This window comes from Erythrobacter sp. JB2-19 (assembly GCF_057365005.1).
Window position 1 is genome coordinate 825,519 of sequence record NZ_CP200290.1, and the last position, 17,067, is coordinate 842,585.

The following is a 17,067-nucleotide window of genomic DNA, read 5'->3' on the forward strand; positions in this document are numbered from 1 at the left end:
TGCCATCAGGTGTTTAAAGCTGTTTCATCGTCCCCACATTCCCACACGCATTCCAGCCTTTGTATGCGCGCATTCCCGCCGCCAATGCTGATAGGACATAACGACCGATGATCACTTTGCTTTCGCCTGCTAAAAAGCTGAACTTTGATCCGCTGGACACCAGCCTGGAGATTACGCAGCCGCGCCTGGCCGAAGATACGCGCGAGATTGCCCGCGTTGCAAAGCAGCAATCCGCCGCCGATCTCAAACGCCTGATGCATATTTCGGACAAGCTGGCTGAGCTGAATGAAGAGCGCTTTCGCGTGTTCGACCTGGAAGGGCGCAGCAATTCGGCAAAGCCTGCGGGTCTGACCTTTGACGGCGATGTTTATTGGGGGCTGGAGGCGAGCAGCATGGATGAGGCGGCGCTCAGCTATGCTCAGGAGCATATGCGCATTCTATCGGGCCTTTATGGCTTGCTGAGACCGATGGATGCAATCCAGCCGTATCGCCTGGAAATGGGCACGAAGATGGTCAATGATCGCGGCAAATCGCTGTATGATTTCTGGGGCAGTCGGATCGCTGAGACACTGAATAGCGATCTTGCGGATCACGCCGATCAGACCGTCGTTAATCTGGCGTCGAATGAATACTTCAAGGCGGTTGATCAAAGCGCGCTGGGTGCGCCCGTGGTCACCGCGAGCTTCCTCAATGTGAAGGATGGCGAGGCACGGCGGCTGATGTATCACGTCAAATTCGCGCGCGGGCTAATGGCGCGCTGGATCATGAATAATCGGATCGACCGGGCGGAGGACCTCAAGGACTTCAACGCCGAGGGATATGCCTATGATGCGGCGGCTTCCAGCGAGAGCGAGCTGGTGTTCACGCGCGAGCAGCCACCAGTGAAGAAATAACGGCTAGCTTAGTTGGAGGCGTCCTTAAGCCTGTTGGCCACAAGGCCGCGCCCGATCACATGGGCCTGGATCTCGCCAGCGCCTTCGAAAATGTTGAGAATGCGCGCGTCACACAACACCCGGCTGATCGGATATTCCAGCGCATAGCCATTGCCGCCATGCACTTGCAGCGCGTTATCCGCATTGGCCCAGGCCACGCGCGCGGCGAGCAGTTTCGCCATGCCCGCTTCGATATCGCAGCGCTCGCCCAGATCTTTGTGACGGGCGGCCGAATAGGTCAGTTCGCGCGCCATAACCGTCTCTGCTGCCATCATCGCTAGCTTATCCGCGACCCGCGGAAAGGCGGTGAGGCATTTGCCAAATTGCTTGCGTCCCAATGCATAGCTGAGCGCGAGGTCAAAGGCGTTCCAGGCAACGCCGATGGCGCGGGCGGCGGTTTGAATGCGGGCGCCCTCAAAGGTGCGCATCAATTGCTTGAAGCCCTGGCCCTCTGCCCCGCCGAGCAGGGCGGCCTTTTCGACGGCGAAATTGTCAAAGCCCAGCGCATATTCCTTCATCCCGCGATAGCCGAGAACTTCGATCTCGCTGCCATCGAGACCCGCGTCGGGGAAGGGCGCTGCGTCGGTGCCGCGTGCCTTGCGCGCGAGCAGCATGGATAGCCCGCCATAACCGGGTTCATCCGGATTGGTGCGGCACAGAACCGTCATCAGATCGGCGCGCGCGGCGTGGGTGATCCAGGTTTTCGCCCCGTGAATGCGCCAGCTACCATCCGTTTGCCGGGCCGCGCGGGTGCGCACGGAGGCGAGGTCTGAGCCTGTATCCGGCTCTGTGAAAACGGCAGTTGGTAGGATCCGCCCATCGGCGATTTGCGGCAGCAGCTCGGCCTTTTGCGCATCCGTGCCGTTCTCTCCGATCAGCTCGCCCGCAATCTCAGACCGGGTGCCGAGCGATCCGGCACAGATCCAGCCGCGCGACAGCTCCTCAGACACGAGCGACATTGCCAGCTTGCCCAGGCCAAGTCCGCCATATTCCTCAGCAATGCACACGCCGAAAACGCCCAGTTTGGCCATCTCATTTACAATCTCAAGCGGGATGAGATCATCTGCCAAGTGCCAGGCGTGGGCATGCGGCGTGATCCGGTCGGCGGTAAAGGCGCGAAATTGCGTCCGGATCATGTCTAGCGTTTCATCGCCCAGCCCTTCGTAGGGCCGCTCACCCTGGCTCAGCCGCTCGGTTAGCTCAGCGCGGGTCTCTGCCGTATTGCCCTCTGCGATCATCCGAGCGGTGCCGGGATTGGCTGCGAAGGCGTGTGCGGCATCCTCCAGGCCAAATTCGGCCGGGCGGATCACTTCATTGGCGCTCATCACAATGCCGCTGGCCAATTGAGCGCAATATTCGCCAAAGCCGATGCGTAAGACCAGCTCGTCGACAGCTTGGAATGCGCCCGCAGACTGCGCCGATTTCGCCCAATCAGCGGCTGCCTCCAGCGCTTGAGCCGTGGTGGCGATCCAGGCAAAGCCGTGAACCAGGCGCTGCTCGCGTTCAGCCAAGGCGGCATCCACCCGGCCACCCGGCGCGGTGACTTTGGCGGTCTGGTCCGCGACGGCGGCGGCGTATGAGCGGGCGGCCTGCGCTGCCTCATCAGCCAAAGAAATCCAGTCCATCGTCATTTGGCCAATCCTATCATGCCCCGGTGCCGCCCTGCAGGCCTCCTCTCTCTTTGCTAGTCGAAGCGGCCAGGTAAGTCAGCCGGTCGATCGTGGATGCCCACCACATGTTTGCCCGCACGTATCAGGTGATCTTGCGCGCGCTCTTTGACAACGTTATCAGTATGCCCAAAGTGAGGAGGGATTGATGAAGTTTCATACAGCATTGCTCGGGTTGGCGGCTTGCAGCCTGGCCGCTTGCGGCGCACCGCAGGCGAGCGAACCGAACGAAGAGGCCCCGGCAGAGGCGGGCGGATCGCCATTGGCGACCGCTGTTCTAACGACCCAAACCGCCAAATCCACCGAAGAGGAATGGGGCACCTTTGCCGAATATTTCGCCGGGACAACGGCCGGCACGCGAGATCTTTTGTCGGGCACAGCGACGATCAAACCCGGTCTCGAAATCCATCCACCGCATCGCCATGCCGAGGAAGAATTCCTGATGGTGCTGGAGGGGCAGGGTGAATGGACCGTCGGTGAAGAGGTCTTCACCGCAAACAAGGGTGATATGCTCTACGCGGCGCCGTGGGATGTGCACGGCGTCAAAAATACAGGGGACACGCCGCTGACCTTTGTGTTCTGGAAATGGAATTCTACCGGGCTGCCAACACCGCCTGATCCGCTGGAGGCGGCAGGCGAAGAATAAGTGACAATGCGCAGCGCCCAGGCCATTTGCGCTGCTGCTATGGCGGCGGGTCTGCTGGTGCTTTCTGGTTGCGCTGCGCCGCCGCCGCTTCAAAACGCGGCTGCTGTCTTTGCTACACCGGAAGTGCTCGCTGTGCATCAGCAGTGGCAGCCGGTGACGCTGGATTTCGCCGGGCCGCAATTGAGTGAGACCGGCGAGCTTAACCCCTTTATCGATACACGGCTGATCGTCACCTACACCAAGGGGACGCGCGTGGTTTCGACCCGCGGGTTCTTCGCCGCCGATGGCGATGCAGGCGAGACAGGGGCGGATAGTGGCAATATCTGGCGAGCGCGCTTTATGCCGGATGATCCAGGTGAATGGAGTTATTCCGCGCGGCTGGAGCAGGGACCTGATATTGCATTGGCCACCGGCACAACCAGTTCTGCAGGGGCCACGCCCAAAAGCCTCGGCCAATGGCAGGGGCGTTTTGCCGTTGCACCGCCAGAGAGTGATGCGAGGGGTTTCTACGCGACTGGAAAGCTTACCCAAGATGGGCAATATTTCCGCACCGCACAGACCGGCAGAAGGTGGCTGAAGGGCGGAGCCAATAGTCCGGAGAACCTGCTCGCATTTGCTGATTTCGATGGTACCTACCGCATGTCTGATAATGCCCGCGATGGTGAGGCGGATGCGGGCGGGGACATTCACAGTTTCGCCCCGCACATCCGCGATTGGCGGGCGGGCGATCCCACCTGGCAGCACGGCAAAGGCAAAGGCCTGATCGGGGCGGTCAACTACCTCGCCGATCAAGGTATGAACGCCGTCTATTTCCTAACCTATAATGTTGCGGGTGATGGCAAGGACGTGTGGCCCTGGGCCTCGCCCGATGATCCCACCCGGTTTGATGTCAGCAAGCTGGCACAATGGGAGACAGTTTTTGCGCATATGCAGGCGCGCGGCGTCGCTTTGCATATTGTGTTGCAGGAAACCGAGAACGAGCTGCTGCTGGATGGCGGTGACACGGGACCGCAGCGGCAACTCTATTTGAACGAGTTGATCGCCCGCTTTGCGCATCATCCGGCACTGTTCTGGAACCTGGGTGAGGAAAATGGCCCGGTTCATTGGCGCCCAGAGGGGCAGAATGACGCACAGCGCAAGGCCATGGCGCAGCATATCGCCGCGAATGATCCCTATGGCCATCCGGTCCTGCTCCACACCCATTCGGAAGGCGCGGATAAGGATACAATCCTCACTCCCCTGCTTGGTGAGCTATCGCTGGCTGGTCTGTCGTTTCAGGTTTCCAAACGAGAGACGGTGAATGCTGAGGTGCGCAAATGGATCGCGGCCTCGCGCGAGGTGGGGCGGCCATGGGCGATCACCATGGATGAAATTGGTGAGTGGCAGGTCGGCGCGAGGGCTGACAAGCACGATCCCACGCACGATGGCCTGCGGCAGCACGCGCTGTGGGGCACATTGCTGGGTGGGGGCGCTGGAGTGGAGTGGTATTTCGGCGCACACCAGGATGGCAATGATTTGACGACGGAGGATTGGCGCAGCCGCGCCGAGCTGTGGCGGCAAACGCGTATCGCGCTGCGCTTCTTTGAAGAGAACCTTGAATATTGGGACATGCAGCCATGCGCGGGCGATGCCTATTGCCTGGCTGACGCGGGACGCAGCTATGCGATCTATTGGAGTGACGCGGCCCCTAAACCGGGCAAGGACGTGGTTGTGCCGGGCCTTTACCGGGTGCGTTTGTTCGATCCTGTTGCTGGCATATTTGTTGGCGACAGGCATGCGGTGAAGCTGACGAGTTCAAATGACCTAAAACGGCTTATCGGGTCATCCATCAAAGATGACCGAGTTTTTCTCCTGGACCGGGTTGATGTGCAATGATTGCTGTGTGCCACAGGTTGATGATTTTCCTACTCTTTGTGCCTGAAGTAGAATGTGCGTGATCGCTGGAGCGTACATTTGAAAAGTCACACATCCAACATAGTTATGCGGTGTAACATCATGAAAAATATTACTTGTTCGCAAAAGTCACAGTTTTGCAAATGCTGTCTGTGTTCCAATGCCGCTCTGCACGGGAAGGCCAGCATAGCATGAGCGATTTTGCGCAGTTCCTGGCTGAGTGGCGGCCACTGATCGCAACCGCGATTGGTGTCGCTGGATTGCTGATCCTGATCCTGGTGCGGCGGGTGAATGCGTTTGCGGCCTTGCTGGTCGCGGCCTTGGCAACTGGCCTGATGGCGGGCCTGGCGCCGGACGCAGTGATCGATGCGGTGACAAACGGCTTTGCCGGTGTGCTCGGCTTTATCGCCGTGATTGTCGGACTTGGTGCGCTGCTCGGCGTCTATCTGGAGGCAAGCGGCGGCGCAGCGGCGCTGGCGCGTTCGCTGATCGGCAATCGCCCCGCGGGGCCAGCGGGCATTGCGATGGGTTTTGTTGGGCTGGTGATCGCGATACCGGTGTTCTTCGACGTTGGACTGATCTTGCTGTTCCCACTGGTGCAAGCGCTTGCGATGCGCGCTGGCAAACCGGCGCTGTTCTTCGGATTGCCGCTGCTCGCCGGGCTGGCGACGGCGCATGCTTTCATCCCGCCAACCCCGGGACCGGTCGCTGTGGCGGAGATTCTCTCGGCTGACCTGGGCCTGGTGATCATCTGCGGGTTGGCGGCTGGTATTCCGGCAATGCTGATCGCGGGGCCGTATTACGCGCGCTTTGCTGATGCGCGTGGCTGGTTGCCGATCAGCGATACGGGCGCTGGGGCAAATGAAGAGGCCGCTGCGAATGCTGGTCTGGCAATGCGTGCCGCTCTGGTCGTGGCGCTGCCGATTGCGCTGATCGTTGCCGCTGCGCTCGCGGGGCAGTTCGGCGTTGAAAGCCCGTTCTTGGCCTTTGTAGGGCATCCGTTCACGGCGCTGCTGATCGGCTGCGCGGTCGCCGCAATGGCGCTGAGCGCGGATGATGAGGCTGGGGCTGAGCGGCTTAAAGACGGGCTGTCGCGCGCGTTTGAACCGACCGCTGTGATCCTGTTGGTGACCGGGGCAGGCGGGGCGTTCAAACAGGTCTTGGTTGATACCGGCGCGGGCAAGATGCTCGCAGAGAGCTTTGCGGGCCTGGGCATTGGCCCGATTGTCGCAGGCTTTGTGCTCGCCGCGATTGTGCGAGTGGCGCAGGGATCGGCAACGGTCGCGATGCTGACGGCGGCGGGACTATGCGCGCCATTGGCACTCGCCGCCGGGCTGGACGGCTGGGATCTCGCGCGCATGGTGATCGCCATTGCGGCCGGGGCAAGCGTGGTCAGCCATGTGAACGACAGCGGCTTCTGGCTGGTGTCGCGCTATTTTGGCCTGACCGAACGCGAAACGCTTAGGACATGGACTGTCGCCTCGACGCTCGTCGGCCTTGTCGGTTTTGCGATGGTATTGGCGCTGGGTTTAGTGCTCTAGAGCGGCGGAGAGCTGCTGCACGATCGCACTGACTGGCTGCTCGGCATCCACGCGGATCGCGTTTTCAGGGGCATCGAGCGCGTCAAGCTGACTATCGAGCAAGCTGACCGGCATGAAATGATCTTCGCGATTGCGCATCCTCGCGGCCAGTGTCTTGCGCGGGGCATCGAGCAAGACGAAGAGCGTTTCGCGATTGGGGACGGCTTGCAGGCGGTCTTGGACGTATCGGGTGAGGGCGGAGCACGCGAGCACGACCAGCGGCTCTTTGTGCTGCGCAATTGCGGCAAGCATGGCGTCGATCCATGTCGCGCGGTCGCCATCGGTTAAGGCCTCGCCAGCTATCATCTTGGCGCGGTTCTCAGGCGGGTGAAAATCATCACCCTCCAGCATGGGAGCTGCGATTGCCTCCGCCAATGCGCTCGCAATCCGTGATTTGCCGCAGCCGCTTGGCCCCATGATAATAGCGAGCCGAGCGGTCATGTCAGAGTGCAGCTTGGCTCAAAACGCGCAGGACCGCGTGGCGTCGATATCAGGCTCCAGCCGGATGTCCGACAGACCGATGGACGCGGGGCCTTCGGATCGAATGATCATGCCGGTGCTGAGTGCGCCGAGATCAGCACCAAGGTCTGCAAAACATGCCAGCGACAAGCGCACTTCACGCCATTCGCCCGAGGTCACGCTGACCGGCAGGCCTCGGCCACATGTGCTGTCATCGTCACAGCCCATGGCGACCCGCAGGTTAGCAGGCGCACTGCCAGTGTTCCGCACAAAGAAGGCCAGCTCCATTGCGCCGTTTGACTGCCGTTTGAAATCTACAGGCACATGACTGCTGAACCGAACATAGGGTTCGTCCGAACCCCAAGTGATCCGCAAGGAGTCCTCTTGGGCCAAACGGTCAAGCCCGGCGAACGACAATGCGCCGCCGTCCCAGTCGCTGGAATTAAGGCGTGTTTGCGCAGTATCCACCACCCCATAGAGCGACCATGGGTTTGGCGCGCGGCCGCCCGCATAGAGAACATCGCCGACTGAAGAGCCGCTAGCATTAATGCCAGAGCGTTCAGAAAGCTTCGCTAAGTTCCCTTTGCTCGCATAGGATAGGCCATAGCCATAGGCGAACTGAGGGTCATAATCCTCATCACCGACGTTGAGCTCCGATTGACTCGCGAGTTTGGGCCAGGAAAAGGAAAGCCTGCCGGTAAAGTCATACGCAGGATTGGTGCGGAACAACAGGTCGCTGATACCCGCGCCTTCGCTACCCGGCAGCCATGCGGCGACGAACGCATCAGAGGCGTTGATCTCTGGATTGACCCACATCGGCCGGCCGGAAAGGAACACCGAGACCACTGGCGTGCCCGCCGCTTGATAGCTTGCAAGCAGGCTCGTATCGAAGCCTTCTTCGGAAAAATCGAGATGCGGACGGTCGCCCTGGAACTCGGCATAGGCATCCTCGCCATAAACCGCGATCACGACATCAGCGGAATGATTGCCGGTGCCGTCTTTGTCAAAGATCACAGTGCCGCCCGCTGCGCCAACAGCTTCTTGAATACCGCTGAGGATCGACTGGCCATTGGGGAACTCATCATTGGTGTGAGCACCGCCTTGCCATGACAGGGTCCAGCCGCCGGAAGCCTTGGCTATGCTGTCCGCGCCGTCACCCACTACGAGCACAGTTTTGCCCGGATCAAGTGGCAGCAGAGACTTGTTGTTTTTGAGCAGAACCAGCGATTTACGGACTGCTTCTCGGGCCAGCGCGCGGTGCTCCGCATTGGCCAGCAAGCTCACATCGCCAGCATCTTGCCGAGTGCTCGGCGCGCCTCGATCAAACAGGCCATATTGCAGCTTCACTCGCAAAATCCGGCGAACCGCATCATCCAACCGTTCCATCGGTATCCGCCCCGATTTCGCATGGGCCAGCGTGCTTTCATACAGCCCGCGCCAACTGTCAGGCGCCATGAACATATCGATGCCTGCGTTGAATGCCTCTGGGCAATCGGTGTTTGAACAGCCCGGAATTTGTCCGTGCGCGTTCCAATCGCTCACTACGAAACCGTTGAAGTTCAGGCGATCTTTCAAAACATCGGTGATCAGCGCCTTATTGGCGGTCATCTTGACGGTCTGCCAGCTAGAAAAAGACACCATCACAGTTTGGACCTGGGCCTCAAGAGCGGGGAGATAGCCTATTGCATGGATATCGCGCAGCTCCTCTTCGCTGATGCTGGCATCGCCTTGATCGCGGCCATAATCGGTCGCACCGTCGCCGATATAGTGTTTGGCCGCCGACAGGATCTTGCCGGACGCCATAAAATCAGCTTCGCCGTATGTGCCTTGAAGACCCTCGACGATCCGGTCTGAATAAGAAACGACGACTTCCGGGTCTTCTGAAAAGCCCTCATAACCTCGCCCCCAATTGTCATTGCGGGGTACAGCCAATGTTGGTGCAAAGGTCCAATCGTGGCCTGAGACGACCAATTCGCGAGCGGTCGCTGCCATGATGCGTTCAATCAGATCGGGATCACGCGCCGCGCCAAGGCCGATATTGTGCGGGAAAATCGTTGCGCCGATCAAGTTGGCATGGCCGTGGACTGCATCGATCCCCCAGATCACCGGAATAGCGATCTCTACCCCTTCCGGATCGGTCGATGCCTCCCAATATTCATCAGCCATCTCTAGCCAGCTAGAGGTGTCGGCGTAGGGCAGGGGGCCCGGCGCGGAATTGCCGCCGCTGAGCACAGATCCCAGCCGGTATTTCTTAACGTCCTCAGGCGTCACAGAAGCGGAATCGGCTTGCATTGTTTGGCCGACTTTTTGTTCCAAAGTCATCTTGGCCATGATCGTATCAATGCGTGCTTCGATCGCCGGATCGAGCGGGGTGGCGGGCAATTGCGGCCAGATTTCTGGGTTAATCACGCCCTGCGTGCTGACCGCATTGGTCGATATGACTTCCGCCTGATCGCCAGTGTAGCTTTGCGCGCAACTGGCCGCGACAAGACTCAGCCCCAGCGTGAAGGCCGGTTTCACTAAATTCAACTGCATTCTGGCTCTCCCCCGCCGACGCACCTTTGCGCCGACGAATCCCTATTCGTCAATCTTGTCCTATTAGCAGCGTTTTTTGACAAGGTTGTCAATATTGGAATATCAAGACTCTAGAAGGGATTGATTCACTATGCAGGTTACGCGTCGGACAACATTGCTGGGCCTTTCGGCCAGTGCGCTCGCCGCATGCGCTGGCGATCACGATAGCGCGCGGATCGCAGCCGGAGGCTCCGCAGCAGACGCAAATATTATCTTTGATGAATTTGAAGCCGGCTTCGCCGATCTTGTGGACATCGCTGCTCCATCACGGCTCCTTTCAGAAGGGCACCAGTGGTCCGAGGGGCCGGCATGGGACACAGAGCGCCAAAGGCTTTATTTCACAGACGTTCCGAAAAATCGCGCTTACGCGTGGAGCGCGCAGGAAGGAATCTCGATCTTTCTTGATCCCTCAGGCGTTGCTCCAGATCAAGCGGGGGGACTGCGTGAGCCGGGTGCCAATGGCTTGCTCATGGGCAAAAGCGGCGAACTGCTGATATGCAACCACGGCAAGCGCGGTGTCGAAGCGCGCGATATGGGTGCTGGCAGCCGACGGACTTTGGTGAGCGAGTATATGGGCAAGCGCTTTAACAGTCCCAACGATCTGATCGAAGCGAGCGATGGAACGATCTATTTCACCGATCCGCCCTATGGACTGGAAGGGCTGAATGCTTCACCGATGAAAGAGCAGGATGCCAATGGCGTTTATCGCCTGGGTAGCGATGGCGCGCTTTCCCGGCTTGCGGATGACATGACCTTCCCCAATGGCATTGTGCTGTCTCCGGACGAGAGCTCTTTGTACGTGAGCCAATCTGATCCAGACGCTCCGCTTATCCGCCGGTTTGACACTCCCGCGTCTGCCGATAGTGAGATTAGCGGGGGAGAAATATGGTTCGATGCGAAGCCGTTTATGCACGAGGTTGGCGGGCTACCCGATGGGATGGCGGTCGCGGTCGGCGGGCACATCTTTCTTGGCGGACCAGGCGGAGTTCTGGTTATCGATCCTCAGGCGCGTTGTATGGGCCGGATTGGAACGGGGCGCGCGACGGCCAATTGTGCCTTTGGCGAAGATGGACGCACCCTGTTCATCACTGCTGGCGACCGCCTGGTCGCAGTGCGCACCAAAGTGGCTGGAGTAGGTCGTTTTTGAATCGCCCTGAGTCATGCCGAACACTGCTACATCTGAGCCGCGTAAGCTGATGCTCGGCAGAAAACTTGTGCGCCTAGCTGGCTATGGCATTGGCGATTTTGGACTCAATATCTACTGGCACAGCCTCTCGCTGATCCTCGTATTTTGGTACGCAGAGGTGGTTGGACTAAATCCAAAGCTGGCTGGTTGGATCTATGCGCTTGGTCTGTTGTGGGATGCAATTTCTGATCCCTTGGTCGCCAGTTTTGCCGCTGCCAATCGCAGCAAATACGGGGTGTACCGTCCGTTTATCTTGTTCGGCAGTTTTGGATTGGGTGCCTCTTTCTGCCTGCTGTTTTGGTCACCTCCATTAGAAGGCTGGCTGCTGTTCGTAGCGCTTTTGGCGTCAGCGATCATCTTCCGCACATTCTACACTATTGTGGCTGTGCCTTACTCGGCGCTGTCAGCGCGCTTGACCTTCAGCTCCGTTGAAAGAGCCGAGCTTTCTGGCGTGCGTATGTTCTTCGCCTTTTGCGGCATGTTGTGTGTTACGTCGTTCTTCTTTCCGCTCAGCCGCGCATTGGAAACGCAAGGCGAGTTTGCAGGGCAGGGCTCTTTCTTTGCCGCTCTTCTGGGTGCGTTTGTGGCCACAATTGCGCTCATTGCATGTTTTTTGTTCACTCGTGAAAAGCCTCCCCTTGGCGGTGACGATCTGCCGGTCGGTTGGAGCATGCGTTCGTTCCTTGATGCTTTCTCGCAGAACGATGCGCTGCGTATGCTCTTACTGGTACTGCTGTTGAATTCAGCGGCTGGGGCGAGCATCAGCATACCGATAGCCTTTTATATCGAAGCGAATGCGGGCGACTTCGCAAACAAGGAAGTCATCCTGTCAGCCTATGCATTTTCCACGCTTGTCGGGACACCGATCTGGACATTGATAGCGCGCTCGCTTGGCAAAAAGAAATGCTGGTATTTGGGAACCCTGTTGACGGCCATTGGCGGTATATGGCTGTTCGCATTTGGACCATTTCTGGTCAGCGGTGTGCCGGTTCAGTTGATTCTTTACGGATTTGCGGGCTCTTCCTTTGCCATCATCATTTGGGCACTGATCCCCGACACGGTTGAATATGGCCAATACAATTACGGACGCCGCGATGAAGGCGCAGTGTTTGGCTCAAGTCTGTTTGCTCAAAAGGCGTCTAGCGCGCTGACCGGTTTGGGAGTTGGATATCTGCTTTCAGGTATTGGCTATCAGCCTGAGCGCGATGTGCAAACTGCAGAGACGGCGGTTTCACTCGGCCAATACATTGCAATTGCTCCGGTTCTCTTTTTGATCGCCGCTTCAATTACACTGTTTCTTATGCCACTGAGCAGTGGTCTGCACGCTCGCATTGTTGACGAGTTGTCGCAGTGACAGGGGGGCGAATGGCAAAGGCGAAATCTGAAAATTCAGCGAAGATGAAGGACGTTGCCGATTTGGCGGGCGTCTCGATCAAGACAGTATCGCGCGTCCTCAATAATGAGCCGCACGTGCAGGAAAAACTGCGCCGTAAAGTGCGCGAGGCAGCCGGGGCGCTCGATTATGTCCCTAGCCAGTCCGCGCGTTCGCTGCGCGGTAGCCGCTCCTACGATATCAACCTTGTTTGCCACCATGCGGGCAGCGTCTATGTCAATGCGATCCAATTTGGCGCGGTGATTGCGTGTCAGGAGCTGGGTTATCAATTGTCGATTAGTCTCGTTGAGGACCTCGGCGAAATGGCGATGGCCGATATCCGTACCGCGCTAGAGACTGTGACACGTCGTCGCCGTCCCGATGGGGTGATGCTGCTTGCGCCCTATGCCAATGACGAGAAGGTCGCCTTCGTACTTGACGAAATGGGGATACCGGTGGTGCGTGTCGGCCCGGTCGATTTGCAAAACCAGGGACTGTTGGTTGAGATAGACGATTACAAGGCGTCAATCGAAGTCGTCCAGCATTTGACGGGCCTGGGGCACAAGCAGAATCGGATTTATTCGCGGGAGCGAGAATCAGCGTTCATCGCATGTCCGTTTTGCTGGATTTTGCGTTGCAATGGAGGCTGCGGGACTGAAGATTGATCCTGATTTTGTGCGGCCCGGCGCGTTTAGTTTTCAAACGGGCTATGATGCTGGGCAGTTCTTTCTCGGCCAATCCAACCCGCCAACGGCCGTCTTCTCTTCCAACGATGACATGGCGGCAGGTCTAGTTGCCGCCCTCATCGAAGGCGGAATGAAAGTGCCGGAAGATATATCGGTCGTCGGATTTGATGACGCCGATATTGCAACGCGGATGCGCCCCTTCCTAACCACTGTACGCCAACCGCTAAGTGATCTGGGCAGCACCGCAGTCCGCGAACTGGTAAAGGGCTTAAGCGACAGTAAAGGGCCGGGACCGCATCGCATTGTCCTGGATCATGAATTCATCCTCAGAGGAACAACGGCGCCGCCAAAGCGCCCATAAAAGCGACGTGAATAGAAGGGATCTTAACGTGACACATTTGAAAAACTCCAAACTTGCAATTGTGGTCGCAATGGGCCTTTCCCTGTCGCTGTCGGCAAACGCGCAGGTGCCCCCTGCAGCGCAGGCAGAGGCCGTTCCGAGCACACCAATCGCACCCGATTTTCAGATGAAACGCTGCGTCAATATGGGCAACGCACTGGAAGCGCCGAATGGAAGCTCTTGGGGCAAGCTCTATGCTAAAGCCGACTATCAGAAGATTGCTGAGGCAGGTTTTGATACGGTGCGCATTCCAATACGTTGGAGCGATTACACGGGCCCCGCACCAGAATATCGGCTCCATCCAGATTTCGTTGAGATAGCTGACAATAATATCAAATGGGCTTTGTCGAGCGGGCTCAATGTAGTGATTAACATCCATCATTTTGAAGAGATGATGGAGCAGCCAGGCGAACAAATGGAACGATTCCGAGCGATCTGGGATCAGCTTTCGTTGCGTTATTCCAAGCTACCCGGCAATGTCTGGTTTGAAGTGCTGAACGAGCCCACCAAGAATTTGAAAGGCAAGGAGATGCGCCAAGCTCAGGCGCTTGCGCTTGCAACCATTCGTCGTGATAACCCTGACCGGATCGTTATTCTTGGCGGGGAAGAATGGTCTGGCATTCGTACGTTAGCGACCAACCTAGCGACCGATGATCCCAATGTTGTTTACACTTTCCATTATTACGACCCGTTCAACTTCACCCACCAAGGGGCGGCCTGGTTGGGTGAGAATATGCCCAAAGGTAAGCGTGGATGGGGTTCGGCTGCAGATAAAGTGGAATTGGCGAACGCAGTCGAAATTGCCACCACATTCCGCAAAGCTGTGGGACGGCCCGTATTCCTTGGCGAGTTCGGAGCGAATGACCCGGTCGATAACAAGGAACGAGTGAAATGGGCCGGCGCCGTCAAAGAGGCGATGGAGGAAGCCGACATTCCTTGGTGTCTATGGGCCTACGCGAACACCTTCGCGCTCCATACTGAAGAGAATGGTTGGGACGAAGACATGCTCGCCGTGTTGACTGGAGAATAGCCGTAGGCGGAAGGGATGCGGGGCCGCGATCGCGGTCACCCGCATTCGCTTCTACTGATCAAGGTAAGCGAAGCTCGCTTTAGCAAACCCTTCGGCATCTTTCGTATCGTCATTTTCGACGTAAAAACACTCCAGGCCAGCGGTCTCTGACTCTGCCAAGATGGCAGAAAAATCAATTACGCCGTCGCCGATGTTGACCATTTCACCATCTTGAGATGCATCCTTGATATGGCAGGCAGAGAAACGGCCTGGTGCTTTCGCGAATAGCTCTAGCGGGTCAACATCGGCCTTGTGCGCCCAGAAGAAATCCAGCTCCATCGTTACTGCGTCGGCCTCTGTGCGCTCTAGCAAGATGTCGTAAGGCACTTCACCGTCAATCGTTTCAAATTCAAACTCATGGTTGTGATAGCCAACCATCATGCCCGCCTCTTTTGCGGGGCCAGCGCGTTCATTGAGCAGGTCTGCAATGGCTTTGTATCTGTCGAGATTGCGATCTTCTGGGGCAAGCCAGGGAATGATCAGCTTGGTTTGTCCCATCAGCGCCGCACGCTCTATAACCGCATCAAAATTGTCTTGCATATCAGCCAGCTGCACATGAGTGGAATTGCTGACCAAACCAAGATCATCCATCCGCGCTTTAATTGCGGTGGCATCGTGATCATAATAACCAGCAAACTCTAGGTCCTTATAACCGATCTGAGCCAAAGTGGTGAGGACGCCGTCGTAGTCTTGCTCAAACTGCTCGCGAAAAGTGTACAGCTGAATACCGAGCTTGCCTGTGTAGGGACTGGTCTTTGCCGCTGTTTCCGGCGTGGGCGCTACGCCATTGCAGGCGGCGAGCAATCCGATGCTACCGAGCAAGCCGCCTTTTAAAACATCGCGGCGATCAAGTGATTGAAGTGCTTTCATCAGATCAAATCCTGTTTCATTTGGGTGGCGGCATAGTCGACCGCACGCGCTGTTAGAGCCATGAAAGTGAGCGATGGGTTCTGGCATGCAACCGAAGAGAACGAAGACCCGTCGGTGATAAAGACATTGGGCACATCGTGGCATTGGTTGCGGCCGTTAACGACAGAGGTTGCCGCGTCATATCCCATGCGTGCGCCGCCCATTTCGTGAATGCAATCTCCCGGAACGGGTTCTTGTTCGAATGTCTGAATATCCGTGCAGCCGGCCGCCTCCAGCATTGCAACGGCATCGCGCTTCATCGCAACGCGCATCTTGCGTTCGTTTTCAGACCAGCTGACATCCAAGTGGATTTGCGGAATACCGTTTGGATCGGTCTTGGTTGGGTGCAGCACCGCCATGTTCTCTTCGCGCGGCAGCATTTCGCCAAAGGCTTGCAAGCGAATGCGCCAGCTGTCGGCTGGTTGTCTGAGTTCGTTCTTCAGATCCTCACCAAAGCCCTGGCCGCCTAAGGCGCGGGTCCAAGAGGCACGCGAGCTTTGCCCTTGATAGCCGTATCCGCGCAGAAACTCTCCATCGGTTTCATTGCCGAGATTGGTAAAGCGCGGAACGTAAATGCCATTGGGCCTGCGCCCTGCAAAATAGCTATCCTGAAAACCTGGATAAGCCGCCTCTGCGCCGATCCGTGTGTGATGATCCATCAGATATTTGCCAACCGTGCCGCTGTTATTGGCGAACCCGTTTTGGAAAGCTTCTGATGTGGAGTTGAGCAGCACCTGCACCGTACCCAATGTGGATGCGCACATGAAGATCACTTTAGCCTGATAATCCTGACGCTCTTTGGTGGTGCGATTGACAGTTCGCACACCGGTCGCCTTGCCGCTTTTCTCGTCATAGAGAATGCGTTCGACCACAGTGTCTGGCAGCAGGGTCATATTCCCGGTCTTCTTCGCCGCTGGTAAAGTGGCCGAAACGCTCGAGAAATAGGCACCGAACGAGCATCCACGCTCGCATTGGTTGCGGAATTGGCAAGAACCGCGGCCCAACGCCAATTGCTCTTCGGTTGGCTGCGTCAGATGTGCCGCGCGGCCGGGGATCATCTTGCGTCCCGGAAAGGCTGCCTCAACCTTGGCTTTTGCGTCTTTCTCTACGCAGGTGAGGTCCATCGGTGGCTGGAACACGCTGTCGGGCAGCTGATCTAGGCCTTCTTCTGAACCGCTGATGCCAACGAATTTCTCAACATAATTATACCACGGCTCAACATCGGCATAGCGGATCGGCCAATCCGTACCATACCCATCGGCCTTGTTGGCGGCGAAATCCATCTCGCTCCAACGATAGCTTTGCCGTGCCCACATCAATGATTTGCCGCCGACCTGATCGCCGCGCAGCCACGAAAAGGTCTTGCCGTCCTCAACCGAGTAGGGATTTTCCTTGTCGTTGATGAAGAAATTCCGCGTGCTCTCGCGGAAGGCATAGCAGGTCTGCTGCACCGGATATTCCGCATTGGCCAGTTTTGGGTCGACTCGGTCGCGGTGCTTCATATCCCACGGATTTTGGTTCTCACCGACATAATCCACGCTGTGTTCTGTTTGTTTGCCGCGTTCCAGTACCAGGGTCTTGAACCCTTTCTCGCTGAATTCCTTTGCGGCCCAGCCGCCCGACATTCCAGAACCAACAACAATCACATCGAAAGGGGTGTTCTCAGACATTCTCTTGTTACTCTCTTTCGATTC

At 57.6% G+C, this 17,067-nt stretch carries 14 protein-coding genes; 9 read left to right on the forward strand and 5 right to left on the reverse strand.

Going from position 1 to position 17,067, the window contains the following annotated elements; genetic code table 11:
- Window positions 1-107: 107 nt before the first annotated feature.
- Complete coding sequence (gene yaaA / locus AC0V6O_RS04080; protein WP_486141761.1) at window positions 108-893, forward strand: peroxide stress protein YaaA; 786 nt, start codon at window positions 108-110, stop codon at window positions 891-893.
- An 8-nt stretch (window positions 894-901) separates the two neighbouring features.
- Here yaaA and AC0V6O_RS04085 read toward each other — a convergent pair whose 3' ends face one another.
- Window positions 902-2,557, reverse strand: coding sequence for an acyl-CoA dehydrogenase family protein (locus AC0V6O_RS04085; protein ID WP_486141763.1), 1,656 nt, complete (start codon window positions 2,555-2,557; stop codon window positions 902-904).
- A gap of 190 nt (window positions 2,558-2,747) precedes the next feature.
- Here AC0V6O_RS04085 and AC0V6O_RS04090 point away from each other — a divergent pair, with 190 nt between their 5' ends.
- The 3 genes from AC0V6O_RS04090 to AC0V6O_RS04100 all read left to right on the forward strand — a co-directional run bounded on the left by AC0V6O_RS04090 (window position 2,748) and on the right by AC0V6O_RS04100 (window position 6,679).
- Window positions 2,748-3,245, forward strand: a complete 498-nt coding sequence (locus AC0V6O_RS04090; RefSeq protein WP_486141765.1) for a cupin domain-containing protein — start codon at window positions 2,748-2,750, stop codon at window positions 3,243-3,245.
- A gap of 39 nt (window positions 3,246-3,284) precedes the next feature.
- The gene (locus AC0V6O_RS04095; RefSeq protein WP_486141767.1) at window positions 3,285-5,120 is read left to right on the forward strand and encodes a DUF5060 domain-containing protein; all 1,836 of its coding nucleotides are present in this window, start codon (window positions 3,285-3,287) and stop codon (window positions 5,118-5,120) included.
- Window positions 5,121-5,329: 209 nt separating this feature from the next.
- Entirely contained in the window at window positions 5,330-6,679 is a 1,350-nt protein-coding gene (locus AC0V6O_RS04100; RefSeq protein ID WP_486141769.1) for a GntP family permease, read from the forward strand.
- Here the strand turns inward: AC0V6O_RS04100 and AC0V6O_RS04105 are convergent.
- Both AC0V6O_RS04105 and AC0V6O_RS04110 read right to left on the reverse strand, forming a co-directional pair.
- Window positions 6,668-7,159 carry a gluconokinase gene (locus AC0V6O_RS04105; protein WP_486141771.1) on the reverse strand — a complete coding sequence of 164 codons (492 nt, stop codon included), beginning with the start codon at window positions 7,157-7,159 and terminating at the stop codon, window positions 6,668-6,670. The genes AC0V6O_RS04100 and AC0V6O_RS04105 overlap by 12 nt on opposite strands.
- Before the next feature lie 18 nt (window positions 7,160-7,177).
- Window positions 7,178-9,712, reverse strand: coding sequence for a glycoside hydrolase family 3 protein (locus AC0V6O_RS04110; protein ID WP_486141773.1), 2,535 nt, complete (start codon window positions 9,710-9,712; stop codon window positions 7,178-7,180).
- 130 nt (window positions 9,713-9,842) lie between these two features.
- Between AC0V6O_RS04110 and AC0V6O_RS04115 the strand changes: the two genes are divergently transcribed.
- The 5 genes from AC0V6O_RS04115 to AC0V6O_RS04135 are packed head-to-tail and all read left to right on the forward strand — an operon-like array spanning window position 9,843 to window position 14,425.
- Window positions 9,843-10,898 carry an SMP-30/gluconolactonase/LRE family protein gene (locus tag AC0V6O_RS04115; protein WP_486141775.1) on the forward strand — a complete coding sequence of 352 codons (1,056 nt, stop codon included), beginning with the start codon at window positions 9,843-9,845 and terminating at the stop codon, window positions 10,896-10,898.
- Window positions 10,899-10,911: 13 nt separating this feature from the next.
- Window positions 10,912-12,291 carry an MFS transporter gene (locus AC0V6O_RS04120; protein ID WP_486141777.1) on the forward strand — a complete coding sequence of 460 codons (1,380 nt, stop codon included), beginning with the start codon at window positions 10,912-10,914 and terminating at the stop codon, window positions 12,289-12,291.
- 11 nt (window positions 12,292-12,302) lie between these two features.
- Window positions 12,303-12,974, forward strand: a complete 672-nt coding sequence (locus tag AC0V6O_RS04125) for a LacI family DNA-binding transcriptional regulator (RefSeq protein WP_486141779.1) — start codon at window positions 12,303-12,305, stop codon at window positions 12,972-12,974.
- Complete coding sequence (locus tag AC0V6O_RS04130; protein ID WP_486145493.1) at window positions 12,889-13,356, forward strand: substrate-binding domain-containing protein; 468 nt, start codon at window positions 12,889-12,891, stop codon at window positions 13,354-13,356. The genes AC0V6O_RS04125 and AC0V6O_RS04130 overlap by 86 nt, the downstream gene beginning before the upstream one ends.
- A gap of 28 nt (window positions 13,357-13,384) precedes the next feature.
- Window positions 13,385-14,425, forward strand: a complete 1,041-nt coding sequence (locus tag AC0V6O_RS04135; protein WP_486141781.1) for a glycoside hydrolase family 5 protein — start codon at window positions 13,385-13,387, stop codon at window positions 14,423-14,425.
- Window positions 14,426-14,476: 51 nt separating this feature from the next.
- Here the strand turns inward: AC0V6O_RS04135 and AC0V6O_RS04140 are convergent, their stop codons facing one another.
- Together AC0V6O_RS04140 and AC0V6O_RS04145 are read right to left on the reverse strand one after the other, a co-directional pair.
- Window positions 14,477-15,334, reverse strand: coding sequence for a sugar phosphate isomerase/epimerase family protein (locus AC0V6O_RS04140; RefSeq protein WP_486141783.1), 858 nt, complete (start codon window positions 15,332-15,334; stop codon window positions 14,477-14,479).
- A complete protein-coding gene (locus AC0V6O_RS04145; RefSeq protein ID WP_486141785.1) occupies window positions 15,334-17,043 on the reverse strand; it encodes a GMC oxidoreductase in 1,710 nt (569 codons plus the stop codon). Before AC0V6O_RS04145 ends, AC0V6O_RS04140 begins: the two co-directional genes overlap by 1 nt.
- Window positions 17,044-17,067: the final 24 nt, after the last annotated feature.

What these genes read in the sequence shown, in the direction of transcription:
- yaaA (WP_486141761.1), top strand. Translation starts at nt 108, where the DNA reads ATGATCACTTTGCTTTCGCCTGCTAAAAAGCTGAACTTTGATCCGCTG.
- AC0V6O_RS04085 (WP_486141763.1), bottom strand. Translation starts at nt 2,557, where the DNA reads ATGGACTGGATTTCTTTGGCTGATGAGGCAGCGCAGGCCGCCCGCTCA.
- AC0V6O_RS04090 (WP_486141765.1), top strand. Translation starts at nt 2,748, where the DNA reads ATGAAGTTTCATACAGCATTGCTCGGGTTGGCGGCTTGCAGCCTGGCC.
- AC0V6O_RS04095 (WP_486141767.1), top strand. Translation starts at nt 3,285, where the DNA reads ATGGCGGCGGGTCTGCTGGTGCTTTCTGGTTGCGCTGCGCCGCCGCCG.
- AC0V6O_RS04100 (WP_486141769.1), top strand. Translation starts at nt 5,330, where the DNA reads ATGAGCGATTTTGCGCAGTTCCTGGCTGAGTGGCGGCCACTGATCGCA.
- AC0V6O_RS04105 (WP_486141771.1), bottom strand. Translation starts at nt 7,159, where the DNA reads ATGACCGCTCGGCTCGCTATTATCATGGGGCCAAGCGGCTGCGGCAAA.
- AC0V6O_RS04110 (WP_486141773.1), bottom strand. Translation starts at nt 9,712, where the DNA reads ATGCAGTTGAATTTAGTGAAACCGGCCTTCACGCTGGGGCTGAGTCTT.
- AC0V6O_RS04115 (WP_486141775.1), top strand. Translation starts at nt 9,843, where the DNA reads ATGCAGGTTACGCGTCGGACAACATTGCTGGGCCTTTCGGCCAGTGCG.
- AC0V6O_RS04120 (WP_486141777.1), top strand. Translation starts at nt 10,912, where the DNA reads ATGCCGAACACTGCTACATCTGAGCCGCGTAAGCTGATGCTCGGCAGA.
- AC0V6O_RS04125 (WP_486141779.1), top strand. Translation starts at nt 12,303, where the DNA reads ATGGCAAAGGCGAAATCTGAAAATTCAGCGAAGATGAAGGACGTTGCC.
- AC0V6O_RS04140 (WP_486141783.1), bottom strand. Translation starts at nt 15,334, where the DNA reads ATGAAAGCACTTCAATCACTTGATCGCCGCGATGTTTTAAAAGGCGGC.
- AC0V6O_RS04145 (WP_486141785.1), bottom strand. Translation starts at nt 17,043, where the DNA reads ATGTCTGAGAACACCCCTTTCGATGTGATTGTTGTTGGTTCTGGAATG.